This window comes from Streptomyces sp. NPDC002868, from assembly GCF_055563295.1.
Window position 1 is genome coordinate 222,765 of the sequence record NZ_JBVHDR010000001.1, and the last position, 25,573, is coordinate 248,337.

The 25,573-nt window shown below is 65.7% G+C and carries 21 protein-coding genes; 14 read left to right on the top strand and 7 right to left on the bottom strand.

The window, feature by feature from the left end:
• Positions 1 to 624 precede the first annotated feature (624 nt).
• Positions 625 to 1,026: a hypothetical protein gene (locus tag ACZ3H8_RS01035; protein ID WP_467395956.1), complete on the bottom strand. Its 402-nt coding sequence runs from the start codon at positions 1,024 to 1,026 to the stop codon at positions 625 to 627.
• Positions 1,027 to 1,514: 488 nt separating this feature from the next.
• Between ACZ3H8_RS01035 and ACZ3H8_RS01040 the strand changes: the two genes are divergently transcribed.
• Together ACZ3H8_RS01040 and ACZ3H8_RS01045 are read left to right on the top strand one after the other, a co-directional pair.
• Positions 1,515 to 2,420 (top strand): IS630 family transposase, encoded by a 906-nt coding sequence (locus tag ACZ3H8_RS01040; protein ID WP_467395958.1) that lies wholly within the window; start codon positions 1,515 to 1,517, stop codon positions 2,418 to 2,420.
• Positions 2,421 to 2,704: 284 nt separating this feature from the next.
• On the top strand, positions 2,705 to 3,133 hold the full coding sequence (locus ACZ3H8_RS01045) for a VOC family protein (protein ID WP_467395960.1): 429 nt from the start codon (positions 2,705 to 2,707) through the stop codon (positions 3,131 to 3,133).
• Between the two features lie 76 nt (positions 3,134 to 3,209).
• Here the strand turns inward: ACZ3H8_RS01045 and ACZ3H8_RS01050 are convergent, their stop codons facing one another.
• Positions 3,210 to 3,977: a transposase gene (locus tag ACZ3H8_RS01050; RefSeq protein WP_467395962.1), complete on the bottom strand. Its 768-nt coding sequence runs from the start codon at positions 3,975 to 3,977 to the stop codon at positions 3,210 to 3,212.
• Between the two features lie 832 nt (positions 3,978 to 4,809).
• Between ACZ3H8_RS01050 and ACZ3H8_RS01055 the strand changes: the two genes are divergently transcribed.
• Positions 4,810 to 5,310 (top strand): hypothetical protein, encoded by a 501-nt coding sequence (locus tag ACZ3H8_RS01055; protein WP_467395964.1) that lies wholly within the window; start codon positions 4,810 to 4,812, stop codon positions 5,308 to 5,310.
• Here the strand turns inward: ACZ3H8_RS01055 and ACZ3H8_RS01060 are convergent.
• Both ACZ3H8_RS01060 and ACZ3H8_RS01065 read right to left on the bottom strand, forming a co-directional pair.
• A complete protein-coding gene (locus tag ACZ3H8_RS01060; protein ID WP_467395966.1) occupies positions 5,305 to 5,745 on the bottom strand; it encodes a hypothetical protein in 441 nt (146 codons plus the stop codon). The two genes, ACZ3H8_RS01055 and ACZ3H8_RS01060, sit on opposite strands and share 6 nt — an antisense overlap.
• A 263-nt stretch (positions 5,746 to 6,008) precedes the next feature.
• Positions 6,009 to 6,137, bottom strand: a complete 129-nt coding sequence (locus ACZ3H8_RS01065) for a hypothetical protein (RefSeq protein ID WP_257548903.1) — start codon at positions 6,135 to 6,137, stop codon at positions 6,009 to 6,011.
• Positions 6,138 to 6,142: 5 nt separating this feature from the next.
• Between ACZ3H8_RS01065 and ACZ3H8_RS01070 the strand changes: the two genes are divergently transcribed.
• The 3 genes from ACZ3H8_RS01070 to ACZ3H8_RS01080 all read left to right on the top strand — a co-directional run bounded on the left by ACZ3H8_RS01070 (position 6,143) and on the right by ACZ3H8_RS01080 (position 8,105).
• Complete coding sequence (locus ACZ3H8_RS01070; protein WP_266486916.1) at positions 6,143 to 6,727, top strand: DinB family protein; 585 nt, start codon at positions 6,143 to 6,145, stop codon at positions 6,725 to 6,727.
• A gap of 45 nt (positions 6,728 to 6,772) precedes the next feature.
• Positions 6,773 to 7,590, top strand: a protein-coding gene (locus ACZ3H8_RS01075) for an IS5 family transposase (protein ID WP_467395969.1) whose coding sequence is annotated in 2 segments (ribosomal slippage) — positions 6,773 to 7,115 and positions 7,115 to 7,590 — 819 coding nt in all. Because the reading frame shifts where the segments join, the coding sequence is not laid out codon by codon here.
• 89 nt (positions 7,591 to 7,679) lie between these two features.
• Positions 7,680 to 8,105 (top strand): tyrosine-type recombinase/integrase, encoded by a 426-nt coding sequence (locus ACZ3H8_RS01080; protein ID WP_467395971.1) that lies wholly within the window; start codon positions 7,680 to 7,682, stop codon positions 8,103 to 8,105.
• 227 nt (positions 8,106 to 8,332) lie between these two features.
• Here the strand turns inward: ACZ3H8_RS01080 and ACZ3H8_RS01085 are convergent, their stop codons facing one another.
• Complete coding sequence (locus ACZ3H8_RS01085) at positions 8,333 to 9,862, bottom strand: helix-turn-helix domain-containing protein (RefSeq protein ID WP_467395973.1); 1,530 nt, start codon at positions 9,860 to 9,862, stop codon at positions 8,333 to 8,335.
• Between the two features lie 309 nt (positions 9,863 to 10,171).
• Between ACZ3H8_RS01085 and acnA the strand changes: the two genes are divergently transcribed.
• Entirely contained in the window at positions 10,172 to 12,901 is a 2,730-nt protein-coding gene (gene acnA / locus ACZ3H8_RS01090; protein ID WP_467395975.1) for an aconitate hydratase AcnA, read from the top strand.
• Between the two features lie 85 nt (positions 12,902 to 12,986).
• Here the strand turns inward: acnA and ACZ3H8_RS01095 are convergent, their stop codons facing one another.
• Both ACZ3H8_RS01095 and ACZ3H8_RS01100 read right to left on the bottom strand, forming a co-directional pair.
• On the bottom strand, positions 12,987 to 13,913 hold the full coding sequence (locus ACZ3H8_RS01095; protein ID WP_467395977.1) for an FG-GAP repeat domain-containing protein: 927 nt from the start codon (positions 13,911 to 13,913) through the stop codon (positions 12,987 to 12,989).
• Between the two features lie 204 nt (positions 13,914 to 14,117).
• The gene (locus ACZ3H8_RS01100) at positions 14,118 to 17,957 is read right to left on the bottom strand and encodes a GH92 family glycosyl hydrolase (RefSeq protein WP_467395979.1); all 3,840 of its coding nucleotides are present in this window, start codon (positions 17,955 to 17,957) and stop codon (positions 14,118 to 14,120) included.
• A gap of 531 nt (positions 17,958 to 18,488) precedes the next feature.
• Between ACZ3H8_RS01100 and ngcE the strand changes: the two genes are divergently transcribed.
• From ngcE to ACZ3H8_RS01135, 7 genes are all read left to right on the top strand, one after another.
• Complete coding sequence (gene ngcE, locus ACZ3H8_RS01105; RefSeq protein WP_467395981.1) at positions 18,489 to 19,937, top strand: N-acetylglucosamine/diacetylchitobiose ABC transporter substrate-binding protein; 1,449 nt, start codon at positions 18,489 to 18,491, stop codon at positions 19,935 to 19,937.
• 49 nt (positions 19,938 to 19,986) lie between these two features.
• Positions 19,987 to 20,910 (top strand): carbohydrate ABC transporter permease, encoded by a 924-nt coding sequence (locus ACZ3H8_RS01110; RefSeq protein ID WP_467395983.1) that lies wholly within the window; start codon positions 19,987 to 19,989, stop codon positions 20,908 to 20,910.
• A gap of 1 nt (position 20,911) precedes the next feature.
• The gene (locus ACZ3H8_RS01115) at positions 20,912 to 21,829 is read left to right on the top strand and encodes a carbohydrate ABC transporter permease (RefSeq protein WP_467395985.1); all 918 of its coding nucleotides are present in this window, start codon (positions 20,912 to 20,914) and stop codon (positions 21,827 to 21,829) included.
• 94 nt (positions 21,830 to 21,923) lie between these two features.
• Positions 21,924 to 22,391, top strand: a complete 468-nt coding sequence (locus ACZ3H8_RS01120) for a MarR family winged helix-turn-helix transcriptional regulator (protein WP_467395987.1) — start codon at positions 21,924 to 21,926, stop codon at positions 22,389 to 22,391.
• Positions 22,392 to 22,393: 2 nt separating this feature from the next.
• Entirely contained in the window at positions 22,394 to 22,837 is a 444-nt protein-coding gene (locus tag ACZ3H8_RS01125; protein ID WP_467395990.1) for a hypothetical protein, read from the top strand.
• 212 nt (positions 22,838 to 23,049) lie between these two features.
• Positions 23,050 to 24,249 (top strand): ROK family transcriptional regulator, encoded by a 1,200-nt coding sequence (locus ACZ3H8_RS01130; RefSeq protein ID WP_467395992.1) that lies wholly within the window; start codon positions 23,050 to 23,052, stop codon positions 24,247 to 24,249.
• Positions 24,250 to 24,370: 121 nt separating this feature from the next.
• On the top strand, positions 24,371 to 25,483 hold the full coding sequence (locus tag ACZ3H8_RS01135) for a substrate-binding domain-containing protein (RefSeq protein ID WP_467395994.1): 1,113 nt from the start codon (positions 24,371 to 24,373) through the stop codon (positions 25,481 to 25,483).
• Positions 25,484 to 25,573 lie beyond the last annotated feature (90 nt).

Genomic DNA, 25,573 nt, shown 5'->3' on the forward strand with positions numbered 1-25,573 from the left:
GGGAAGCCGGAGCCGGAGCCGGGGACGATCTCGAACGCGCCCGTCGCTAGGTTCACCCGGACTTCGTCCGGGTGAACGCGCGGCACGCGGCAGGTCGTGGCCTGTGCCGGGGACACTTATCGCCAGCGTTCCCGGCCGCTGTTTGAGCATCTCGTCAATGTCCGGCTCGGGAGTCCCACGGGTGCCGCCGCACCCCCTCCTGGTGGGCATTCTTGCTGGTCAGGCTGGGTATGGCGGCGTTCCCCGTTTAAATGTCGCGGAACTGAGGCAAAGGGTTTCCGACCTCCCGACTCGTCAACGACAGCCCCTCCCACCTGCGGCGGGGCTGTCTTGACGGTCGTCCTTGGCCAGCGTTGAGCGACGTTCCACGGCCCCGCGACGGCCCCAGCTGGCCAGCCGGGACGTTATCTCGAGCGGTTCGGCGAAGATCCGGATCAGGGGCGAGGACGGTTTCGAACAGCCGACATCTGCTTTGTAAGCCTGGCACCGAGCTCTGAGACGTTCGCCCAGCTCATCCCGCCTGCGCGCGGCTGCCGTCACGGGGTGCAGGCTGACGCCGCCGCTACCCCCGACTGACCGCTACTGCCCTGGTGTTCTGGCACGGCAATGGCACGCCGCGGATGCCTACCAGGCCCGCCACTTGTCGGTGATCTCGTACCGGCCCAGCCCATGGCGTGCGGTGAGCGCAGGAACGTCCACGCCGCACTCTGTGAGCGCCTGGTCGATGTAGTCGCCGAGTTCTTCGCGTTCGCCGGTCTCGTAGGCGGCCCCGTCATGCTGATCATTGATGACGTTCAGGGCGAGCACCACACGTTCAACTGCTTCGAAGACCTCATTGTCGGAGGGGCTGCGGAGCGTCCGCAGTTCGCTCTCGAACGCGCCCAGGGCTGCGTCGGTCGCGTCGAGAAGCGACACAGGGTAGAGGTCTGCCATGAACGCGTCCTCAGCGTTCAACGTGCCGGCAGCCAGCTTGCTGGCCTCCTCCTCCACTCCGTCGCGCCAGTGCTTCGAGGGTCTCTTAGTCATGAGCGGGACGGTACAGACGGGCACCGACAATCGCTCCCGTGAGGGCAGAGAGCTTCCCGTCATGCTGGGACAGGCGCTTAGCAGGCGCTGGGCCTCAGCTGCTACAGATAGCTATTGACATGGGAAAACGGCACCCTCACCCCTGCTGCCCACCAAGACTTCGACGCGCATTCGACAGGGAAGGCCGGACTCCTCGGTCTTGGCGCCTCTAGGTGCCGTAGGCATGGCCAGCCACCTGGGCTAGTGGCTCGTCACGCAGCCTTAGCTGGGTAATCGACGTGCTGCCCCTCGGTCAGCAGACTGTCTCCAGGATCTGATCTTGGAGGTGGTTGTGGGGCGTCGACCGAGTGTGTTCGTCCGGCCGGTCAGCATGGAGGAGGGCCGCAGGCTGCAGCGAATCAGCCGGACTGCGAAGGACCCGGTGAGACTCCGCCGGGCGATCGTGGTTCTGATGTCCGCCCAGGGCCAGACGGTCAAGGACCACGCTGATGCAGGTCGGCGAGGACTACGTCCGCGATGTCATCCACGCCTTCAACGAGCGGGGGTTCGACGCGCTGGACCCAAAATGGAGCGGGGGACGCCCCAAGACGATCAGTGACGAGGTGCGCGAGCACATCTGCCTGATCGCCCGGACGTCCCCTGCCGACTGGAAGATCACCGCGTTCTCCACCTGGAGCCTGAGCAAGCTCGCCGAGCACCTGGTCAAACAGAAGGTGACCGTGGCCATCAGTCGGGAGACCCTGCGCCGGATCCTGGCCGACGGCAAGGTCTCCTGGAAGACCACCACCACGTGGAAGGCGTCCACCGACCCGGAGTTCATCGCCAAAATGCACCGCGTCCTGGCGCTGTACGACACCCCGCCCGCCGACGGCCGGGTGATATGCGTCGACGAGTTCGGGCCGCTGAACCTGATGCCCCGCAAGGGCAAGGCATGGGGGCCGGTACGGCGTCCGCGCAGGCTGCGGGCCACCTACAACCGTTACAACGGCGTGAGGCACATGCTCGCCGCCCTCGACCTGACGACCGGCAAGCTGTACTACCGCATCCGCCCGCGCAAGCGATGGCGCGAGTTCCTCGGTCTCCTCAAGACCCTGCGGGCCCGCTGGCCCAGCCAGAAGCTGTACGTGGTGCTGGACAACTTCTCCCCGCACAAGCACGCCAGGGTCCGCAGCCGAACAGCCAGGCTCGGGCGCGAAAGGCCGTCGACAGTATCTTTCGCAAGAGCGGTGAGATGGGCTGATGCCTCGTGCTGCGCTCGGAGGGCACCAACGGTGCACGGGTTACGAAGTGCGGTTCCTGGACCGCGCGTCAGGGTATCGAGTCGGCGAAGCACTGAGGTTCAGGGGGAAAGTTGGACACAGAGACAGTCGTCGCCATCGTCGCTGCGGGTGTGAGCTTGCTGGCCGCTGGCATCTCCGGATCGCAGGCTCGTAGCGCACAAGAACAGCTCGCGCTGATGAAGAAGCAGCTAAGGGCTGTCCCGTAACTGATCTTTAGCATCCGGGGCGTTGGTAAGGACTGGATCGCGGGGACCACCGGTGGGCTCCACGACAGTCGCGTCGTTCTGTGGCCTGTCTGGGTTGATCGCTTGGTGTCCAAAGCGGCCCAGGGCGCGATGGGGGGCGGGCTGATCCACCTGGGGAGACGTGCGGCAGAGTCCGCCTGCTACGGTGCGCCGATGTCAGCGATCAAGAAGTTCCAAGTCACCTTTGACTGCGCAGAACCTGAGCGTCTCGCTCGTTTCTGGTGCGAAGCGTTGGGGTACGTCGTACCGCCTCCGCCGGAAGGGTTTGCCACTTGGGACGATTTCAAGCGTGCGCAGCCACCTGAGCAGCGGGATTCATGGTTCGCCTGCATAGATCCCTCAGGTGTGGGCCCGCGACTGTACTTCCAGCGCGTTCCCGAGGGGAAGGCCGTCAAGAACCGGGTGCATCTTGATGTGCGGGTCGGCACCGGTCTCGTGGGTAAGGAGCGTCTCGCCGCGCTTGAGGTCGAATGCGCGCGGCTGGTTCCTCTCGGTGCGGTACACGTGCAAACGCTGTATGACGGCAATGATGCGTGCATCCCGATGCTGGACATCGAGGGCAACGAGTTCTGTATCGACTGAGCATTCTCCGAGCCGGGGTGGTGGGGAGGTGGGGGCCGCCTCTCTTGGGCCTCTCCGGTCTCGTATGGGGCGGGAGTTACCCCGTGAGGGCGAGGTTGTGCAGTCGGGCGATGCCGAGCATGGCGGTGTGAACGCCGTCGCCTTTCAGGCGGCAGTCACGAAGGATCTTCCAGGTCTTCATCCGGGCGAAGACGTGCTCGACGCGGGCGCGGACCTGCTTGTGGGACCGGTTGTGTTCCTCTTTCCAGTCCGGGAGTTCTTCGCCCTTGCGGCGACGGTGCGGAATGACCAGTCCGGTGCCCTGGTAGCCGCCGTCAGCGATGGTCATTGTGTTGCCGACGGCGGCCTTGGCGCCGGACTCTTCCCAGCCGCGGGAGTCGTGCCGGTTGCCCGGCACGGGCCGGCCGACCACCACGACCAGGCGAGTGTCGGCGTCGATGACGACCTGGTGGGCTGTGGAATAGCGGTAGTTCTTCGACTGCTCAGCGACGGTGTGGTCCCGAGTAGGCACCAGCGTGCCGTCGACGATGAGGACGGTGTCCTTACGGAACCGCCTGCGTGGTTGCACGGCGAGCATCGGCCCGAGATGGTCGATGATTCGGTCGGCGGCCGACTTGGAGATCCCGAAGAGCGGCGCGAGCTGGCGCATCGTCAAGTTCGTGCGCCAGTACGCTGCGACCAACAGAATGCGGTCCTCCAGTGACAGGCTCCATGGTCGTCCGCGATGCACGTTGGTCGCCTGCTCGCGCTGTATAGCGGTCACCAACTTGCCGAAGCAGCGCGGGCTCATCCCGGTGAACGGGGCTATCCAAGACGGCTCCAACGCCGTGATCACACCAGCCACATCAAGATCATCTCACCCCTGACTAGGGGTTACGGGACAAGCCTTAGACGATGAGGAGCTGGCTCGGCACGAAGGGCGGGGGCCGGTCTTCGAGATAGTGTCCGTCAACTACGGACGCCCTCCCCTGGACTTGGTTCCGTCGGGGCCCGATGACTACGCGCTGATCGAGCTGCGCCAGACTGCCGGAGCAGGACTGTCGAATCTGCTCGCAGTAGCGGAGGGCACCTACGCGGGGAGTATCTCTTTCTGGGAGAGGACCAGGCGCAACGGCAACTACGTTCAGGAACTGAGAGGCGGCGACTCAGTGGACATCGGGCCAATCGCTATGGGCGGCACCGCAATCCTCTACGTAGGTCTTGCTCGTGAACGCAAGTTCCCCTTCTCTCTGCACCTGAGACTGACTTGCCAGGCCCGTGATGGCAGCGGTGCATGGACACGAGACATGACACGGGCACTGGAGGAACCGCCTGCCCCGCAGCGGCGGCGCCGCGGGGCAGCAGGGTTCTGACGCGCAGGTGACGGTGGGCACAAGGCGTTCGTCTCGTTGGCCTGCAGCCTCATCTGCTCGAGGTCAACGAGAAGGCCCGCTCATGATCTGTAACGAGCTCCTTGACGACCTCGGGGGCGACAGGCGAGCCGCTCCGGCTTCATTGGCAAGATCAATCCATGAGTATCGCGGTGTCCGTCATCGTCCGCCGCATGGATGAAGTCTCGCGCTTCAAGATATTTATGCCTGGATTTGTGGAATTACAAGCCTATGGACCAGGGAGGCAACTCAACTGGCGAGCCCACCCAGGGGCGACGATGGAGCCTGCGTAAGCGCATCGTAGGTTTGATCGGCGTTCTGGCCGGCCTCGCAGCCATTGCGGCGGTTGTTATTCAAGTCATGGACCGCCCGGAGCGATTGAAGCCGGCGGATTGGACCTCTGACGCTAATGCTGTTTGTGAACGTGAATTTAGGGATTTTAGTACTGCCACCAAGAATGCAAGTGCGGCTCTGAGTGTCGTGCAAACAAACTGGAGCACGAACTCACTTACCGATCAAAACTTGGCTTATGCCGCTTCCTATTTTGAAGAGGCATCAGCCGCTCTGCGGAAGCTCAACGGAGAGCTTAGAGCGATCGAACGCCCTGACAAGATTAAGGATGAGGTTGAAGAAGTCGTCGACGACGGATTGCGGGTGAGTCGGAACATGAATCAGGTGGCTGGACACTTGAAGTCATTTGGCACTCTAGAGCAAGCAATCGACCTGTCCAAAAAGACGGTACCGCTTATCGAGAAATGGGAGAAGGGGCTCAAAGAGCTTGATGCCACTAGTTGCGCCGACCTATGATGTGCCGCATTGGGTGATATCCATTTCAAGGAGTGACCAGCTGGCATCTTTCCCCTCGGTTTCCAGCACGTCTGGGCCGTCGCTGCGTGTTTCAACTTTCCAAGTTTCTATGTATGGGCTTGGGGGACTTTGTTGCTGACCTTGTGATATTGCCACTTTTGGCCGGTACTGGATTTTCTGCTTCTGCACCTCGAAGGACCCGCTCTCAGCGTAATCTTCTTCAGTGTGGGTAAACACGTAGGTTCCGTCTACTTCGAATTCCATACCGTAGGCTTTATTTTCAGCGATCCAGCTGCCGATTAGCTCTCCAGGGATCTTGGCAGGCTGCGCGGTGTACCCTGCTCCTCCACTAATAGTCACCAGGGCGATACTCAGAATCGCAGCGCATGAACCGTTGCGTAGCCTTCTTGACGCTCGAGAGTCTACGAAGCGCATGGCCACTCCCATAGCAGGTGTGTGTTCCTACTGTCATCGTGCGCGCAGAGAGGCGTACTCGCATCTCGATCTCTAGTTCAATGAGCTGTTTTCGTCGTTAGCTAGGTGAGCCACGGGCAAAGTTCGCTTACTTCGGCATTCTTATAGTTGGCCATTCCGGGGCCACGAGGGGTCAGGCGGTGCCCGACCGATAGAAACCTTCTTATTTCAACATTTGGCCTGGTCAATTACGCGGGTGTTCGATGCGACGCTAAGAGGGTGTCTCACGTGGCAAGTTTCGCGAGCTTCTTGTAGCAGGTCAGGGCGGCGGCCATGGCCAGGCCTCGGCTCTGCCAGTCGTTGCGGACCACGTACGGGATCTTGAGACCACGAGCAGCCCATGGCAGGCTCATGCCGCATGATCGATGAATTCGCGAAAGACAACCTGCACGGGAGACTGCGGCGGGACCGCAAGGCGCTGCTCTGGAAACTCGACGGCTTGTCCGAATACGACGCCCGCCGGCCTTTGACAGCGACCGGGACCAACCTCCTCGGCCTGGTCAAACACGTGGCCACCGTCGAGGCCAGGTACTTCGGCGAGGTCTTCGACCGCCCTTCCCCGGAACCGCTGCCCCGGTGGCAGGACTCCAACGGCAGCGATCTGTGGGCGACCGAGGACGAGACCCGCGATCAGATCATCGGGTTCTACCGGCGCACGTGGGAACACTCGGACGCGACGATCAACGAGCTTCCCCTCGACGCCCCCGGCCACGTGCCGTGGTGGCCGGAGCCTTATGCCGACACGAACCTGTTCGCCATCATGGTCCATGTCCTCGGCGAGTCCATCCGGCATGCCGGGCACGCCGATATCCTGCGCGAGGGCCTCGACGGCCGGACCGGGTTGCGCGCCGAACTCGAGAAGCAGATCGACGAGGAAGCCCGTGCAGCCTACTGCGCGAAGATCGAGCAGGCCGCCAGGTCGGCCGCACCAATCAAGGCTTAGAGGTTGTCTCACGTGACTTGATGTTCGTGCGGCATGCTGCCGGTCGTGGGTGCTGATCTGTCGAAGCGTCTGGTTCCTGATGAACTCTGGGAGCTGGCCGCCCCGTTGCTGCCGTCGTTCGCTGCTCGTCCGCAAGGTGGTGGGACCGCTCCGTGTGACGAGCGGGCCGTGTTCACGGCAGTGGTGTACGCGCTGACCAGCGGCTGTGCCTGGCGGCATCTGCCGCCGACGTTCGGCACGTCGCCCGCCACCGCGCATCGCCGCTTCACGGTATGGACCGAGGCCGGCCTGTGGCGTCGGCTGCACCGGGCGGTGCTGGACGAACTCGGGGCCCGCGGCGAGGTGGACTGGACCTCGGCGATCGTCGACGCGGCCTCCGTTCGCGCCAAAAGGGGGGATCGCTGACCGGGCCGAACCCGGTCGATCGCGGCAAGAAGGGCAGCAAGCTGCACGTGCTGTCCGATGCCCAGGGCATCCCACTTGCCGTCGCCGTGTCCGGCGCGAACATGCACGACAGCCTCGCCCTCAAGCCGCTCATCCGCGGCATACCCGCCGTCCGGTCCCGCCGGGGACCACGGCGGCGCCGACCCGTCAAACTCCGCGCGGACAAGGCGTACTTCTCCGCCGAACACCTGGCCTGGCTGCGCGAGCGCGGGCTCGTCGCGCGCATCGCGCGGCCCGGCATCGAGTCCGGCGAACGCCTCGGTCGGCACCGCTGGAAGATCGAACGGTCGATCCACTGGCTCTTCGGCTACCGCCGCCTCACCGTCCGATACGAACGAAAGGGCTCGCACTTCCTCGCCTTCCTCGGCCTGGCCGCCGCCCTGACCTGCTACAAGAAGCTCGCGAAACTTGCCACGTGAGACACCCTCTAAATGAGCTTCAATTTGTGTGCTCGATAAATGCCACAGAGGTGCGGCGGTGCACTCTCAAGCGTCATCCCGCTGGGAGGGTGGCGCCAGCGGCGGCCCCCTCGTATCAGCGCGTCATCTTCGCCAACGTCTCGTCCGTATTCAGGGCGGCGGTCGACGATGGCGTCATCGTCCGGAACCCCTGCCGTGCGAGTTCGGTACGGCCGCAGCGGGCCGACATCCGGAAGCTCAAGCCCTGGCCCGAGGAACGTGTCTTCGCCGTCCGCGACACTCTGCCGCCGGCCTACCGCAAGGTGGTCGATCTGGGCGCAGGGTGCGGGCTGCGGCAAGGGGAGATCTTCGGCTTGGCCGTCGACGAGGTGGACTTCTTGAGCGGGGTTGTGCACGTAGTGCGCCAGGTGAAGATGGTCAAGGCGCAGCTGGTGTTCGCTCCGCCCAAGGGCGGCAAGTTGCGGGACGTCCCCCTGCCCGATGCGGTGGCATTCGCCCTCCGAACACATCACTGAGCGTCCGCCGCTCGAAGTCACCCTGCCGTGGAAGACGCCGGACGGCCCACCGAGTACCTCGGGCATGGCGACCCGGGCTCACCTTGCGCGCGTACACGCACTCGATGCCGAACAGCCAGGCCCGGGCGCGAAGGGCCATCGACGGTATCTTTCGCGAAGGCGATGACACGGCCGACGGCCCACAGACGGCCCAGGAAGGAGAAAAGGTCTCCTGACCTGGGGATGCGTCAGATGTCGCGGAAGATCTCGATCTGCGCGCCCACCGAGTTCAGCCGCTCCGCCAGCTCCTCGTAACCCCGGTTGATGACATACACATTGCGCAGTACGGACGTGCCCTCCGCCGCCATCATCGCCAGCAGCACCACCACCGCGGGCCGCAGCGCCGGCGGGCACATCATCTCCGCCGCGCGCCAGCGGGTCGGGCCCTCCACCAGGACCCGGTGGGGGTCCAGGAGTTGGAGGCGGCCGCCCAGCCGGTTGAGGTCCGTCAGATAGATCGCGCGGTTGTCGTAGACCCAGTCGTGGATCAGCGTCTTGCCCTGGGCGACCGCCGCGATGGCCGCGAAGAAGGGGACGTTGTCGATGTTCAGGCCGGGGAACGGCATCGGGTGGATCTTGTCGATCGGCGCCTCAAGCTTGGAGGGCCGCACGGTCAGATCGATCAGCCGGGTACGCCCGTTGTCGGCGCTGTACTCCGGCGTACGGTCGTGGTCCAGGCCCATCTCCTCCAGCACCGCGAGCTCGATTTCCAGGAACTCGATCGGCACCCGGCGGATGGTGAGTTCGGACTCGGTGACCACCGCGGCGGCCAGCAGGCTCATCGCCTCGACCGGGTCCTCGGAGGGGGAGTAGTCGACGTCCACGTCGATGGTGGGCACACCGTGCACGGTCAGCGTCGTCGTCCCGACGCCCTCGACCTTGACGCCCAGCGCCTCCAGGAAGAAACACAGGTCCTGGACCATGTAGTTGGAGGAGGCGTTACGGATGACGGTCACCCCGTCGTGCCGGGCGGCGGCCAGCAGCGCGTTCTCGGTCACCGTGTCGCCGCGCTCGGTCAGCACGATGGGGCGTTCGGGCGTGGTCGTGCGCTCGACCTTCGCGTGGTAGAGCCCCTCGGTCGCGGTGATGTCGAGGCCGAAGCGGCGCAGCGCGATCATGTGCGGCTCGATGGTCCGCGTGCCGAGGTCGCAGCCGCCCGCGTACGGCAGCCGGAAGGTGTCCATCCGGTGCAGCAGCGGCCCGAGGAACATGATGATCGACCGGGTCCGGCGGGCTGCCTCCGCGTCGATGGCGTCCATGTCGAGGTGCGCGGGCGGCACGATCTCCAGGTCGACGCCCTCGTTGATCCAGCGGGTGCGCACCCCGATGGAGTTCAGCACCTCCAGCAGCCGGAAGACCTCTTCGATACGGGCCACCCGGCGCAGCACCGTACGACCCTTGTTGAGCAGCGAACCGCAGAGCAGCGCGACACAGGCGTTCTTACTGGTCTTGACGTCGATCGCGCCGGACAGCCGGCGGCCGCCGACCACTCGAAGGTGCATGGGCCCGGCGTAGCCGAGCGAGACGATCTCACTGTCCAGCGCCTCACCGATACGCGCGATCATCTCAAGGCTGATGTTCTGGTTGCCGCGCTCGATGCGGTTCACGGCGCTCTGGCTGGTGCCGAGCGCCTCGGCAAGCTGCGTCTGTGTCCAGCCCCGATGCTGACGGGCGTCACGGATGAGCTTGCCGATGCGTACGAGGTAATCGTCTGCCATGGCCGCAGGCTATCTCAGATATGAGATGTGATCGCGCGGAGATAGGCCATTGGGGTGACAGGCTGTGGGCAATCGGGTGTCGCGGCTCGTAAAAGCGGTAGTTCGGCCCCGCTCGGCATCCACGCAGCGGCGATGGGCGAGGTCGGGGCATGACCCGGCAGCGGTCATGTACTAGAGTTATCTCGACATCGAGATATCTGCCGAAGGCGTACCGCAGCCGCCATCCGGTAAGGGTTACCTAACTAAGTCTTACCTTAGCGGATCGGCGAGAAGCCGTGGCGGCAGCATTGAGGTAGTACGCGCACATTGATGAAGGAGACTGTCGTGTCGGCGAACAGCTTCGACGCCCGCAGCACGCTGCGCGTGGGCGACGAGTCGTACGAGATCTTCAAGCTGGACAAGGTCGAGGGCTCCGCGCGCCTCCCTTACAGCCTGAAGGTGCTGCTGGAGAACCTGCTCCGCACGGAGGACGGCGCGAACATCACCGCCGACCACATCAGGGCGCTCGGCGGCTGGGACTCCCAGGCGCAGCCCAGCCAGGAGATCCAGTTCACGCCGGCCCGCGTGATCATGCAGGACTTCACCGGTGTGCCCTGCGTCGTGGACCTCGCCACCATGCGTGAGGCCGTCAAGGAGCTCGGCGGCGACCCGGCGAAGATCAACCCGCTCGCCCCGGCCGAGCTGGTCATCGACCACTCCGTCATCGCCGACAAGTTCGGCACCAACGACGCCTTCGCGCAGAACGTCGAGCTGGAGTACGGCCGCAACAAGGAGCGCTACCAGTTCCTGCGCTGGGGCCAGACCGCCTTCGACGAGTTCAAGGTCGTCCCCCCGGGCACCGGCATCGTCCACCAGGTCAACATCGAGCACCTGGCCCGTACCGTCATGGTCCGCGGTGGCCAGGCGTACCCCGACACCCTCGTCGGCACCGACTCGCACACCACCATGGTCAACGGCCTCGGCGTGCTCGGCTGGGGCGTCGGCGGCATCGAGGCCGAGGCCGCGATGCTCGGCCAGCCGGTCTCCATGCTCATCCCGCGCGTCGTCGGCTTCAAGCTGACCGGTGAGCTCAAGCCGGGCACCACCGCCACGGACCTCGTCCTCACCATCACCGAGATGCTGCGCAAGCACGGCGTCGTCGGCAAGTTCGTCGAGTTCTACGGTGAGGGCGTCGCTGCCACCTCGCTCGCGAACCGCGCCACCATCGGCAACATGTCGCCGGAGTTCGGCTCCACCGCCGCGATCTTCCCGATCGACGACGAGACCATCAAGTACCTGAAGCTGACAGGCCGCAGCGAGCAGCAGCTCGCGCTGGTCGAGGCGTACGCCAAGGAGCAGGGCCTCTGGCTCGACCCGGCCGCCGAGCCCGACTTCTCCGAGAAGCTGGAGCTGGACCTCTCCACGGTCGTCCCGTCGATCGCCGGCCCGAAGCGTCCGCAGGACCGCATCGTGCTCGCCGATGCCGCGTACCAGTTCTCGCAGGACGTACGGAACTACGTCGAGGACGACGACGAGGCGGGCAAGGAGTCCTTCCCGGCCTCCGACGCCCCGGCCGCCACCAACGGCGTGCCGACCCGCCCGACCCTGGTCACGGCCCCCGACGGCTCGACCTACGAGATCGACCACGGCGCCGTCACCGTCGCCGCGATCACCTCCTGCACCAACACCTCGAACCCGTACGTCATGGTCGCCGCCGCGCTGGTGGCCAAGAAGGCGGTCGAGAAGGGCCTCACCCGCAAGCCGTGGGTCAAGACCACGCTCGCCCCGGGCTCCAAGGTCGTCACCGACTACTTCGACAAGGCGGGTCTCACCCCCTACCTCGACAAGCTCGGCTTCAACCTTGTCGGCTACGGCTGCACCACCTGCATCGGCAACTCCGGCCCGCTGCCGGCAGAGGTCTCCAAGGCCGTCAACGACCACGACCTGGCCGTGACTTCGGTGCTCTCCGGCAACCGTAACTTCGAGGGCCGGATCAACCCCGACGTCAAGATGAACTACCTCGCGTCCCCGCCGCTGGTCGTCGCGTACGCCATCGCCGGCTCGATGAAGCTGGACATCACCAAGGACGCGCTGGGCATCGACCAGGACGGCAAGCCGGTCCACCTCCAGGACATCTGGCCCACCGAGGCCGAGGTCAACGACGTGGTGGCCAACGCCATCGGCGAGGACATGTTCAACAAGTCCTACCAGGACGTCTTCGCGGGCGACGCACAGTGGCAGGCGCTGCCGATCCCGACCGGCAACACCTTCGAGTGGGACCCGCAGTCCACCTACGTGCGCAAGCCCCCGTACTTCGAGGGCATGACGATGGAGACCACCCCGGTCTCGGACATCGCCGACGCCCGCGTGCTCGCCAAGCTGGGCGACTCGGTCACGACCGACCACATCTCCCCGGCCGGTGCGATCAAGGCCGACACCCCGGCCGGCCAGTACCTCACGGAGCACGGCGTCGAGCGTCGCGACTTCAACTCGTACGGCTCGCGCCGTGGCAACCACGAGGTGATGATCCGCGGCACCTTCGCCAACATCCGTCTGCGCAACCAGATCGCGCCGGGCACGGAGGGCGGCTTCACCCGCGACTTCACCCAGGACGACGCCCCGGTCTCCTTCATCTACGACGCCTCGCAGAACTACCAGGCCGCCGGCATCCCGCTGGTCATCCTGGCGGGCAAGGAGTACGGCTCGGGCTCGTCCCGCGACTGGGCCGCCAAGGGCACCGCGCTGCTCGGCGTCAAGGCCGTCATCGCCGAGTCGTACGAGCGCATCCACCGCTCGAACCTCATCGGCATGGGCGTCCTGCCGCTGCAGTACCCGGAAGGCGCGTCCGCCGAGTCCCTCGGCCTGACCGGCGAGGAGACCTTCTCCTTCACCGGCGTGACCGAGCTGAACAACGGCACCACGCCGCGCACGGTCAAGGTCACCACCGACACCGGTGTGGAGTTCGACGCGGTCGTCCGTATCGACACCCCGGGTGAGGCGGACTACTACCGCAACGGCGGCATCATGCAGTACGTGCTGCGGAACCTGATCCGCAAGTAAGCACGGGAGCAAGGCAGTACGGCAGAAGGGCCGCATCCCCGGTGACGGGGATGCGGCCCTTCCGTATGGCTGATCAGCTACGCGATCAGAACAGCATGCTGTAGATGTTCCAGCCGGAAGCGCCGATCTTGACGCGGCCCGAGAACGGGGCAGCGGCGTTGCCGGTCCCGTTGTAGCGCCACAGGGCGCCGGCGCCGTCGCGGGCGATCAGGTCGGTGCGGCCGTCCGCGTTCAGGTCACCCGTGGACACCAGGTAGTTGAAGGTGTTCCAGCCGGAGCCGACCTTGGTGCGGGCGGTGAACGGGGCGGCGGCGTTGCCGGTGCCCTTGTACAGCCACAGCACACCGGAGCCGTCGCGGGCGACGATGTCGGCCTTGCCGTCGCCGGACAGGTCGCCCTGGCCCACGATCTGGTTGTAGATGTTCCAGCCGGAGCCGACCTTCACCCGGGACTGCAGGGTGCCGTTGGCGTTGCCCTTGTACACGTACAGGACGCCGGCCTTGTCGCGGGCCAGGATGTCGTACGCCTGGGTGCCGCCGAGGTTGCCCGGGGCGAGGACCTTGTTGTAGATGTTCCAGCCGCGGCCCTCGCTGCTGTTGCCATCACTGTCGTTGTAGAACATGTTGCCCAGCTTGTCCCAGGCGTAGAGGCCCTCGGACTCGCCGTCGGCGTTGTGGTCCGCCTGGGCCGAGGCCCAGAACAGGTCCCAGTTGCCGCCGATGGACTGGCGCGGGCTGAAGGCTCCCGTGCCGTTGGGGATGTAGAGGAAGAGCTCACCGGACTTGTCCGCGGCGAACAGCGCGTTGACCGGGGCAGCGGCGTCGGCCTCCGCGGTCGCCTGCTCCGGAGCAGCGTCGGCGACCGAACCCATGTCAACGCTCTTCAGCGGCGCGGGGACCGGGGTGTCGGCCACGGCGGACCCGGCGGAGGTGCCGACCAGGGCAGCGGCTATGGCTGCGACGGCGAGACGCGAGAGGACGCGTCCGCGCTTACGGCCGGGAAGATTGGCCACGTATTTTCTCCATGTGCGTGATGAGACGCGATGTGCCTCACGAGGTCATCGCAGGATCATCAGGATCGTTGCACAACATCTTTACGAGTCAATCGGTTTGAAGGGGAATCAGCGGGTCCGGGAGGGGTCCGTAAGGGAACAAACAGGCCCGCATCCGGAGGATCCGAATGCGGGCCTGTGTGGTGGTGTGACGAACTCGTAACGTCAGGAGAGCAGCTCGACCTCCGCGAGCGTCGCCGAACCCGTCGCCACCAGCCGGTACTTCGCGTACGTGCCCGGCGCGCCCACCGTGAAGACGCGGGTCTGCCTGTCCCAGGCGAACGACTGGCCGGACCGCTTGTCGAGGTCCTTCCAGACCGTCCCGTCCTGCGAACCCTGCAGCACCCATCCCGCAGGGGCCTTTGCCCGTGCCGACGAGGTGAGGGTGTACTGCACGGCCCGGGTCTTCGACGCCACCGGCAGCTCCGCCGTCTCGAACGCGGCCTCCGTGGCCGAGGCGTTGTCGAAGAGCGGACCGCTCGCCGTGATCACATCGTGGCGCGGCGAGGGCACCTTGTCGTCCCGGGTGAGGGAGACCGGGGCGGCGTTCTTGCCCGTACCCCACGAGGACGGCTTCGGGCCCATCGCGAACTCCAGCGTGCCGCCCCGCGCGATCAGCTGATGCGGCAGAGCAGTGGAGTTCCAGGTATTGCCGTTCACCTTCAGACCCTGGACGTAGACGTTCTTCGCGCTGTTCTTCGGGGCTTTGACCACCAGGTCGCGGCCGTTGTCCAGATGCACGGTCGCCTTGGTGAAGAGCGGCGAACCGATCGCGTACTCGCCACTGCCCATCACCAGCGGGTAGAAGCCGAGCGCGGAGAAGAGATACCAGGCCGACTGCTCGCCGTTGTCCTCGTCGCCGTGGTAGCCCTGCCCGATCTCGCTGCCGGTGTAGAGGCGGGAGAGCACCTCGCGCACCTTCTCCTGGGTCTTCCAGGGCTGTGAGGCGGCGTTGTACATGTACGTGACGTGGTGGGCGACCTGGTTGGAGTGGCCGTACATGCCCATCCGGACATCACGGGCCTCCGTCATCTCATGGATGACGCTGCCGTACGAGCCGACGAACTCGGGCGAGGCGGTCTCCGGGGTGGAGAAGTAGCTGTCGAGCTTCTCGCCGAGCGCGGAGCGTCCGCCGTAGAGATTGGCGAGGCCGCGGCTGTCCTGCGGGGCCGTGAAGGCATAGCCCCAGCCGTTGGTCTCGGTGTAGTCGTAGCCCCACACCCGCGGATCGTACTTCTCGCTCTCGACCCGCCAGTCGCCCTTCAGATCGCGGCCCTGGAAGAAGCCGGCCTTGGAGTCGAAGAGCGTGATGTAGTTGCGGGCCCGGTTGAGGAAGTACTCGGACTCTTCCTGATAGCGGGCCTTCTTGGTCTTCTTGAAGAGGGCCTGGCCCATCTTGGCGATGCCGTAGTCGTTGAGGTAGCCCTCCAGCGACCAGGACAGCCCCTCATGGGTCTCGGTGGAGGCGTAGCCGAGGAACGGCGAGGTCTCCATGCCCTTGCGGCCGACGCCCGAACTCGGCGGGACCACCGTCGCGTTCTTCAGCGCCGCCTCGTACGCCGCCTCGGCGTCGAAGCCCACGCCCTTGACGTACGCGTCTGCGAAGGCCACGTCCGAACTGGTGCCTGTCATCAGGTCGGCATAACCGGGCGAGGACCAGCGGGAGATCCAGCCGCCGTCCTTGTACTGCTGGACGAAGCCGTCCACCAGCTCGCCCGCCTTCTCCGGGGTGAGGAAGGAGTACGCCGGCCAGGTCGTCCGGTAGGTGTCCCAGAAGCCGTTGTTGACGTACACCTTGCCGTCGACGATCTTCGCGCCGGTGTGGGTCGGGGTGTCCGGCCCGGTCATCGGCGAGAACGGGCTCGCGTACTGGTGCTTGGGACGGGACGTGGTGCCGGTGTTCTCGAAACCGGAGTTGGGATAGAGGTACAGCCGGTACAGGCTGGAGTAGAGCGTGGTGAGCTGGTCGTGGTTCGCGCCCTCGACCTCCACCTTGCCGAGCAGCTCGTCCCAGGCGTCCTGCGCCCGGTCCTTGACCCGCTCGAAGCCCGTGCCGGCCGGGATCTCGTCGGCGAGGTTCTTCTTCGCCTGGTCGACGCTGATGAGCGAGGTGGCCAGCCGGAGAGAGACGGTGCGGTCCTCGCCCGCATCGAAGCGGAGGTGGCCGCTCACTCCGTCGGCGCCCGATGCGGTGACCGGTGCGTCGAAGACGCCGTAAACGAAGAGCCGGGTGGCGCCGGTGGACAGACCGCTCTTGACGTCGGAGAAACCGGTGAAGGAGCGGGTGGCAGGATCGAGGGTCAGTCCGCCCTCCTTGGTGACGTTGTCGAAAATGATGCTCGCGTCGTCACCGGGATAGGTGAACCGCATCATCGCCGCGTGGTCGGCCGGGGTGATCTCGGCCTTGAGGCCGTTCTCGAAGGTGACCCCGTAGTAGTGCGGGCGGGCGGTCTCCTTCTCGTGCCGGAAGGGCAGAGCGCGCTTGGCGCGGTCGGTGTCCGGTGTGCCTGCCGCCGCGGACGGCATCAGCTGGAAGGTCTGCCGGTCGCCCATCCAGGGGCTCGGCTCATGGCTGGCGCTGAAGGCCTGCACGGTCGGCAGATTGTCCGCGTTGTTGCCGCGCGCGTACTCGTACAGCCAGCTCCTGGACGCGGCGTTGGTCACCGGCGTCCAGAAGTTGAAGCCGTGCGGGACGGCAGTCGCGGGGAAGTTGTTGCCGCGCGAGAAGGAGCCGCTGGAATTGGTGCCGCGGGTGGTCGACGCATAGTCCGAAAGATGGGCGAGCCGCTTCTCGGGAGCCTTGGGCGCCAGCGAGATGTCGTCGATCCAGCCCTGGAACTTCGCCGGGCCCTTCGGGGAGTCGTACGCCACCAGGATCCGGTCGACCGTCCTGCCGGCCGCGACCGAGCCGATCCTGGACGCGACATGGTTCCACTGGTTGACGTAGAGCCGCTTGGCCGCGCCTTGGCCCTGCGGGGTCAGCAGCCCGCCGTGCGAGTCGAGCGCCCGAAGATCACTCAGATAGGTGCCGTCGGTGAAGGCGAGGTCCACCGACACATTCGTGGCCGGATAGTTGAGATCCGTCTCCGGCAGGGACGGGAAGACCCGGTACGACAGCTGAGTGTCGCGGCCCACGGCCGTATTGACGTCGAAGACCTTGTTGTACGAGTAGGCCCGGCCGTCCGGCTTGTGGGTGCCTGCGTACTTCAGCGCCCGCTTGCCGGTGAATCCGACGTTCGACTTGGCGGTGGGGGAGCCGCCGGGACCGCGGTCGACCTGGCTGCGCATGTCTTCGGGGGTTGGCGTGCTGGTGTCACCGTTGGAGAACTGCACATCGGCGAGCTGGGTGGCGTCGCCGGCGCCGTTGTTCTTGGTGATCTCCAGCCGGTAGTGGGCGTACGCCGTCGCATTCGTGCCGTCGCCGATGTTGTACGTCTTCGTCTCGAAGCGCTTCTCGAAGGTCTGGCCCTCGCGGGAATCCAGGACCTTCCACTCCTTGCCGTCGGCCGAGCCCTTGAGGGTCCAGTCCTTCGGGTCGCGCTCGGCGTGGTCGTTCGCCGAAGTGAGCGCATACGTGACGACCTTGACCGGCGCGTCCGTGTCGAACTCGATCCAGGCAGTCGGCTGGAATCCCAGCCATTTGGTACCCGGCTGCAGATCGACCAGGTTCTCCTTGGTCTCACCGGCGCCGGTGTTCTCGTCGCTGGCACGCAGCTCTATCACCTTATCGGTGATATTGCCCGGTATTCCGCTGGAGAATCCGCCATCGATACCGGATGACCGCTTCTGTCCATCGGCTCCGACGTCAACGGTATTGCGCCAGTCCGGCTGGGGCTCGTCCGCCTCGAAGGACGAGGTGAATTCCCGGTCCGCCGAGGGGGATTGGGCGGACGGCGCGGGCAGTGCGACGGCGGCCGACTGGGCCGTCATCACGAGCATGGAAGCGGCAGCCACCAAGGCTGCCGCGTGGAAATGTCTCTGCCGAGGTCTGGGGGTGGGCTGCATCCCGGGGCCTTTCCTCCAGTGGAGTCGCGTTGGACAACGTTGTCAGGCGCGATGCGCAGGCTCCAGTAGGGAGGTAAGTGCCATACGGTGTCAAGGGTGTTGACGGGGTGAGGCGGCCGGTTTCAGCCGTTCGGCGAAGAGTGCTGTGATCGTATGGGCGCGCACGGGACTTGGGCGCGCAGGGGACTCAGGTGTCCGCGAGGTCTCAACTCGGGAAAGACTGCTGCCCAACCTTGCTCTCGATCTTGCTCACCCGATGTGAAGTGGACTATACCTGTCGGCACCCGCATAGCTGTTCCACATATGGCAGCGGGCCAGGGGGGACGGGGGACAGCGGACCGGCATCTGCAACAGCGACTGCCGTCCGCGGAAGATCCGTTCCCGCTGCCGACCGTGCACGACCCAAGCTTCACTGAGTTTCCCCCCGGGAAGACACAGCAACTGACTGCGGTGGCGGGGCCCTTCGCCTCAGGCGAGAAGGACGGGCGACCGGTACACCGCCTGAGTCCTGGAGAAGGCGAGGACTTGAGCATGGGATCCACCTCCGCCCACAACAATGAGGGCCTTGGCCGTCGCGATCTGATCAAGCGTTCCGCAGCAATCGGTTTGATCACCGTTCCGACGATGAGCTTCCTGTCCGCGTGTGCGAGCAGCGACGGCGGCAGCGAGAACAAGGTCGAAAAGGGCAAGAAGACCGCCAAGAACCCGCTCGGTGTCAATGAGACGGCGCAGCTCGAGGTCGTCATCTTCGACGGTGGTTTCGGCCAGCAGTACGCGCTGGACGCCGAGAAGAAGTACCAGGAAGCCTTCCCGAAGGCTCCGAAGGTCAAGCACCGTGCGACGCAGAAGATCCAGTCGGAGCTGCAGCCGCGCTTCAACGGCGGCACCCCGCCGGACCTGATCGACAACTCGGGTGCCCAGCAGATGGACATGGGCGTCCTGGTCGGCAAGAAGCAGCTCGCAGACCTCACCCCGCTGCTGGACGCGCCGTCCATCGACGACCCGAACAAGAAGGTGCGCGACACGCTGCGCCCGGGCATCGTCGAGATGGGCCAGTTCGACGGTGACCCGGTCTGGATCCTCTACTACGCGTACACCGTGTACGGCGTGTGGTACTCCCAGACCGCCCTGGAGAAGCTCGACTCCGCGTACCCGGAGACCTGGGACGAGATGCTCGCCCTGTGCGAGAAGGCGAAGAAGCAGGGCATCGCCGGCTGGACGTATGCGGGCAAGCACCCCTACTACCTGCCGTTCTCGCTGTACCCCTTCATCGCCAAGATCGGCGGCCGTGAGGTCCTCGACGCCATCGACAACCTCGAGCCCAAGGCCTGGGAGCACCCGGCCGTCAAGGCCGCCTTCGAGGCGTACTACGAGCTCTTCAAGAAGGGCTACATCCTCAAGGGCACGCCCGGCATCGACCACATCCAGTCCCAGACGGCCTGGACCGAGGGCAAGGCGCTCTTCATCCCCAACGGCTCGTGGGTGGAGAACGAGGCAGCGAAGACCACGCCCAAGGACTTCAAGATGATGGTGGCCGCGCCCACCGGCCTCGACAAGTCCGACAAACTGCCGTTCGGAACCATCTGGGCGTCCGGCGGTGAGCCCTTCGTCGTCCCGGCCAAGGCGAAGAACGCCGAGGGCGGCATGGAGCAGCTACGCATCATGCTCAGCGAGGCCTCGTCGAAGAGCTTCACCCAGCAGGTGAAGTCGCTGACGGCGTTCAACGGCGGCACCGACGGCCTGACACTGTCGACGGCGATGCAGTCCGGTGTCGACGCGCTGAAGAAGGCCGGTGAGAACGTCGTCAACCCGCGCCTGCAGGACTGGTACGTGAAGCTGCAGAAGGAGCAGATCGGCGTCGCCGGTCTGGGCGAGATGATGGCGGGCCGAGCGACCCCGGCCGAGACCATCAAGAAGATCCAGGGCTTCGCGGACGCGGCGGCCAAGGACCAGTCCATCAAGCACTACAAGCACCAGTGAGCTCGCGTCACCAGCGGCGGCATTCGCCGGAAGATCGGGGTCGGTAACCATGCAACACGGCAAGTACCGGTTCATCGTGGGGTTCTTGGCGGCCCCACTGGCGTTGTACGCAATCTTCGTCGTATGGCCGTTCATCCAGTCCATTTACTACTCCTTCACGGACTGGACCGGCCTGAGCCCGGACTTCAAGATGGTCGGCTTCGACAACTACAGCCGAATGCTGGACGACGACATCTTCTGGAAGTCGCTCCAGCACAGCCTGTGGTTCGCGCTGCTGCTGCCGCTGGTGACGCTCGGCCTCGCGCTGTTCTTCGCCTTCATGCTCAATGTCGGCGGGCGGCGCCGTAAGGGCGCCGCCATCGCCGGAGTGCGCGGTTCGTCGTTCTACAAGATCGCGTACTTCTTCCCGCAGGTGCTTTCGATCGCGATCGTGGCCCTGCTGTTCCAGTTCGCGTACAACCCCAACGAGGGTGCGATCAACGGAGCGTTGCGGGCCGTGGGCCTCGACAGCATCCAGCCGGGCTGGCTCGGCGACCCCGATCTCGCCCTGTGGTGCGTCATGGCGGTCCTGGTCTGGAGCACGGTCGGCTTCTTCGTCGTGCTGTTCTCCGCGGGCATGGCGTCCATCCCCAGGGACTTCTACGAAGCGGCGCTGCTGGACGGCGCGAACCGGTTCACCACCTTCTTCCGGATCACCCTGCCCCTGCTGTGGGACACCGTGCAGTCGGGCTGGGTCTACATGGGAATCCTGGCCCTGGGCGCGGAGTCCTTCGCGGTCGTACAGATCATGACCGTGGGCCCTGGCGGACCCGACTATTCGACGACGGTGCTCACGCTGTACGTCTACCAAACGGCGTTCCGCGACGGCCAGGCGGCATACGCGACAACGATCGGTGTCGCCCTGCTCGTCGTCACGCTGGCCTTCGCGGCCGTCGTGATGCGGCTCGGCCGGCGTGAGCGGCTGGAGTTCTGACATGAAGACGACTGACACCCCGCCCGCCGGCATCTCCGAGGACCGCCCGCCGGTGGTGAAGACGACAGCCCCGCCCGCCAGGACGAAGAGGACCGAGGGCGGCATCCTCAACGTCTTCTCGCACGGTGTGCTCGTCATCTGGGCGATCATGGTCGTCCTGCCGCTGCTCTGGGCGGTGATGACCTCGTTCAAGACCGACAAGGCCATCTTCACCTCGCCGTGGTCACTGCCCGACTCGCTGCACTTCGAGAACTGGTCGCGCGCCTGGAGCCAGGCGCACATGAGCGACTATTTCCTCAACACCGTTCTGGTGGTGGGCGGTTCGCTGGTCGGCACGCTGCTGTTCGGCTCGATGGCCGCATACGTTCTCGCGCGTTTCGACTTCCCCGGGAACCGCTTCATCTACTTCCTCTTCATCGGAGGAATGAGCTTCCCCGTCATGCTGGCGCTGGTGCCGCTGTTCTTCGTACTGAACAACGTCGCCCTGCTGAACACGCTGCACGGCCTGATCCTGGTGTACATCGCCTACTCCCTGCCGTTCACCGTCTTCTTCCTCACCGCCTTCTTCCGTACGCTGCCGACCTCGGTGGCCGAGGCGGCGCTGATCGACGGGGCCTCCCACACCCGGACGTTCTTCCAGGTGATGCTGCCGATGGCGAAGCCGGGCCTGATCAGCGTCGCCATCTTCAACTTCCTCGGGCAGTGGAACCAGTACATGCTGCCGACCGTGCTCAACACCGAGCCGGAGAAGAAGGTGCTCTCCCAGGGCCTGGTCGAACTTGCCGTCAGCCAGGGCTACAAGGGTGACTGGTCCGGTCTCTTCGCCGGTCTGGTGATGGCGATGCTGCCGGTGCTCGCGGCGTACATCATCTTCCAGCGGCAGGTGGTCGCCGGTCTGACCGCGGGTGCGCTGAAGTAGGAGCACCACCCCGGAACCCCGGCCCTCGCGGGGGTCGGGGTTCCGTGTTTCATAACAGTAGCCATGTACATAGTATCCATGTACTGTATTTGCTATGAGTGCAGCATCCGAGGGCCCCACGCCCGGCTTCCTGGTCTGGCGACTGTCGATGAAGTGGCGGGTCGCCGTCGACCGGGCCGTCGCGCCGCTGGGCCTGACCCACGCGCAGTACTCACTGGTCGCATCGCTGCTCGGCATGGAGCGCTCCGGGCTCCGGCCCAGCCAGCGGCAGCTCGCCGACCACACCGGCCTCGAACCGCTTTACGTGTCGAAGCTGGCCCGCGCCCTGGAGGCGGCCGGTCTCGTCGAGCGCGCCCCGGACCCCGCCGACACGCGAGCGGTCCAGCTGTCGCTCACCGCCCATGGGCGTGCGGTCACCCGGCGCGCGATCGCCGTCGTCCAGCGGCTCCTCGATCAGCTTCTGGAGCCCTTGGGGGGACTGCACGGTTCACGTGCCGAAGTCTTCTCCCGCGAACTGGCGCTCCTGCTCGACGCACCACTCGACTTCCCGACCGAGGAGTAACGATGTCCACAGCGCCGACCCTCAACGGCCAGGTCATAGGCCAGGCCCACTATGCGACGCGGGCCCTTCTCAAGACAGTCCTGGCTCCCGCCGGTGCCACGTTCGATCAGTCGGTGGCGCTGAACGCCGTCGCCGACGGCGGTGAGGCCGTCGAGCACGGCGCCCTCGTCGCCCGGATGACCGGCGCCCTGAAGATCGACGAGCCGGCGGTCCTGGCGACCATCGGCGAGCTCGCCGAGTCGAAGCTGCTGGAGACCCTGCCCGGTGACACGTCCCGCCTTCGCCTCACGGAAGCGGGCCGGACGCTGAACGGGCGGATCCGGGCGGCCGTCGCCGAGATCACTGAGCGGCTCTACGGTGACCTCCCCGCCGACGACCTGGCGACCGCGGGCCGCCTGCTGACCCTGGTCACGGCCCGGGCCAACGCCGAGCTGGCGGGCGCCTAGGCGCCCGAAAAATACCCCTTCGTCCACTGCTGCCCCAGCTGCCGCCCAGCCTCGCTCATCCGTGGTTGCCCCCACTCAAGGTCTTGACGGGATAAGCCCCGAGAGTTGAGCTTAGAGTTCACAAGTTGGAGAAACGTCGGGTGCCGCTTCGCGGTGGCCCCGGCCGGGGGCGGCCGTCGTGCCGCCCACCGGGGGCAGGAGTGGATGAGTCAATGGAGACTCCGGGGTCGCAGACATCTCTGCACCGGGCCAACCTAGAGCGGGTCGTACGCGCTGTGCGTATGGCGGGCTCGCTCACGCAGGCGGAGATCGCGAGGAGCACAGGCCTCTCCGCAGCAACGGTCTCCAATATCGTTCGCGAACTGAAAGACGGCGGAACCGTCGAGGTCACCCCCACCTCGGCCGGCGGTCGCAGGGCCCGCAGCGTCTCTCTCAGCGGCGACGCGGGCATCGTCATCGGCGTCGACTTCGGCCACACCCATCTGCGCGTCGCCATCGGCAACCTCGCCCACCAGGTGCTCGCCGAGGAGTCCGAACCGCTCGATGTGGACGCCTCGTCCGCGCAGGGCTTCGGCCGGGCCGAACAGCTGGTCAACCGGCTGATCGCGGCGACCGGGATCGGCCAGGACAAGGTGATCGGCGTCGGTCTCGGCGTACCGGGTCCGATCGACGTGGAGTCCGGCACCCTCGGCTCCACCTCGATCCTGCCGGGCTGGACCGGGATCAACCCCAGCGAGGAGCTCTCCGGGCGGCTCGGCGTGCCCGTGTACGTCGACAACGACGCCAACCTCGGCGCCTTGGGCGAGCTGGTCTGGGGCAGTGGCCGGGGGGTCAAGGACCTCGCGTACATCAAGGTCGCCAGCGGCGTCGGCGCGGGTCTGGTGATAGGCGGCCAGATCTACCGCGGCCCGGGCGGCACGGCCGGCGAGATCGGCCACATCACGCTGGATGAATCGGGCCCGGTCTGCCGCTGCGGCAACCGCGGCTGTCTGGAGACGTTCGCCGCCGCCCGCTACGTACTGCCGCTGCTCCAGTCCAGCCATGGACCCGATCTGACCATGGAGCGTGTGGTGCAGCTGGCGCGCGAGGGCGACCCCGGCTGCCGCCGCGTGGTCGCCGATGTGGGGCGGCACATCGGGAGCGGTGTGGCCAATCTGTGCAACCTGCTCAACCCGAGTCGCGTCGTGCTGGGCGGAAATCTTGCGGAGGCGGGAGAATTGGTTCTCGGACCGATCCGGGAGTCGGTCTCGCGTTACGCGATTCCCAGCGCGGCACGTCAGCTGTCCGTCCTTCCTGGGGCGCTCGGAGCACGTGCCGAAGTGCTGGGTTCACTGGCCCTGGTACTCAGCGAAATGGGCGATTCGACCCTTCTGGACAGTCCGCTCCCCGTCGGAGCACCTGCCTTCACTTAGATAACGAATGGCACCGTTGTCATCTCGTTAAGGATTTACTCCTTGACGCTGGCAGCGGGGCCGAGTTGACTTCCAGCCACCTCGGCCGCAACGACGCGGCCTCGTCAGGGAGGTTTCGAAGATGAACATGCGAATGCGTCGTGCCGCCGTTGCTGTAGCAGCCACCACGATGGCTGTTTCCCTCGCCGCGTGTGGCAGCGCCAAGGAGTCCGGCGACAAGACCAAGGAGACCGGCGCCGGCAAGGGCGACGCGATCAAGATCGGTCTGCTGCTGCCGGAGAACCAGACGGCGCGCTACGAGCAGTTCGACAAGCCGCTCATCGAGAAGAAGATCAGCGAGCTGACCAACGGCAAGGCCGAGGTCATCTACGCCAACGCCAAGCAGGACGCGACGCTGCAGAACCAGCAGGTCGACACCATGATCACCAACAAGGTCGACGCGCTGATCGTGGACGCGGTGGACTCCAAGGCCATCGCCGGCTCGGTCAAGAAGGCCAAGGAGGCGAACATCCCGGTCGTCGCCTTCGACCGCCTGGCCGAGGGCCCGATCGACGCCTACACCTCGTTCGACAACGAAGAGGTCGGCCACGTCCAGGGCAAGGCGCTCCTCACCGCGCTCGGTGCCAAGGCCAAGGACGGCCAGATCGTCATGATGAACGGCGCCGTCACCGACCCGAACGCCGCCCTCTTCAAGAAGGGCGCGCACGCCGAGCTCGACGGCAAGGTGAACATCGGCAAGGAGTACGACACCAAGGAGTGGAAGCCGGAGAACGCCAACGCCAACATGGAGGCCGCGATCTCGGCCCTCGGCAAGGACAAGATCATAGGCGTCTACTCCGCCAACGACGGCATGGCGGGCGGCATCATCACCGCCCTGAAGGCCGGCGGCTTCGCGAAGCTCCCGCCGGTCACCGGCCAGGACGCCGAGCTCGCCGGTGTGCAGCGGATCGTCGCGGGTGAGCAGTACGCGAGCGTTTACAAGCCGTACGCGCCGGAGGCCGCTGCCGCCGCCGAGATGGCCGTCGCGCTCGCCAAGGGCGAGAAGCTCGACTCCATCGCCAAGGAGAAGGTGGACAGCCCCACCAACAAGGGCATCCCGTCCGTGCTCGTCCCGGTCGTCTCGCTGACCAAGGACAACATCAACGACACGGTCATCAAGGACGGCGTGTACACGGCCGCCCAGATCTGCACCGCGAAGTACAAGGCCGCCTGCGACGCACTCGGCCTGAAGTAAGTCCCCCAAGCCTTACGGGACTTACGCCCCCTGGAAGCCTGTCCGGTGCTCTGCCCCTCATTCAGCCCCCGCTATCGGGGGCGGGGCGCC

What these genes read in the sequence shown, in the direction of transcription:
- ACZ3H8_RS01035 (WP_467395956.1), bottom strand. Translation starts at nt 1,026, where the DNA reads ATGACTAAGAGACCCTCGAAGCACTGGCGCGACGGAGTGGAGGAGGAG.
- ACZ3H8_RS01040 (WP_467395958.1), top strand. Translation starts at nt 1,515, where the DNA reads ATGCAGGTCGGCGAGGACTACGTCCGCGATGTCATCCACGCCTTCAAC.
- ACZ3H8_RS01045 (WP_467395960.1), top strand. Translation starts at nt 2,705, where the DNA reads ATGTCAGCGATCAAGAAGTTCCAAGTCACCTTTGACTGCGCAGAACCT.
- ACZ3H8_RS01060 (WP_467395966.1), bottom strand. Translation starts at nt 5,745, where the DNA reads ATGCGCTTCGTAGACTCTCGAGCGTCAAGAAGGCTACGCAACGGTTCA.
- ACZ3H8_RS01065 (WP_257548903.1), bottom strand. Translation starts at nt 6,137, where the DNA reads ATGAGCCTGCCATGGGCTGCTCGTGGTCTCAAGATCCCGTACGTGGTC.
- ACZ3H8_RS01070 (WP_266486916.1), top strand. Translation starts at nt 6,143, where the DNA reads ATGATCGATGAATTCGCGAAAGACAACCTGCACGGGAGACTGCGGCGG.
- ACZ3H8_RS01085 (WP_467395973.1), bottom strand. Translation starts at nt 9,862, where the DNA reads ATGGCAGACGATTACCTCGTACGCATCGGCAAGCTCATCCGTGACGCC.
- acnA (WP_467395975.1), top strand. Translation starts at nt 10,172, where the DNA reads ATGAAGGAGACTGTCGTGTCGGCGAACAGCTTCGACGCCCGCAGCACG.
- ACZ3H8_RS01100 (WP_467395979.1), bottom strand. Translation starts at nt 17,957, where the DNA reads ATGCAGCCCACCCCCAGACCTCGGCAGAGACATTTCCACGCGGCAGCC.
- ngcE (WP_467395981.1), top strand. Translation starts at nt 18,489, where the DNA reads ATGGGATCCACCTCCGCCCACAACAATGAGGGCCTTGGCCGTCGCGAT.
- ACZ3H8_RS01110 (WP_467395983.1), top strand. Translation starts at nt 19,987, where the DNA reads ATGCAACACGGCAAGTACCGGTTCATCGTGGGGTTCTTGGCGGCCCCA.
- ACZ3H8_RS01115 (WP_467395985.1), top strand. Translation starts at nt 20,912, where the DNA reads ATGAAGACGACTGACACCCCGCCCGCCGGCATCTCCGAGGACCGCCCG.
- ACZ3H8_RS01120 (WP_467395987.1), top strand. Translation starts at nt 21,924, where the DNA reads ATGAGTGCAGCATCCGAGGGCCCCACGCCCGGCTTCCTGGTCTGGCGA.
- ACZ3H8_RS01125 (WP_467395990.1), top strand. Translation starts at nt 22,394, where the DNA reads ATGTCCACAGCGCCGACCCTCAACGGCCAGGTCATAGGCCAGGCCCAC.
- ACZ3H8_RS01130 (WP_467395992.1), top strand. Translation starts at nt 23,050, where the DNA reads ATGGAGACTCCGGGGTCGCAGACATCTCTGCACCGGGCCAACCTAGAG.
- ACZ3H8_RS01135 (WP_467395994.1), top strand. Translation starts at nt 24,371, where the DNA reads ATGAACATGCGAATGCGTCGTGCCGCCGTTGCTGTAGCAGCCACCACG.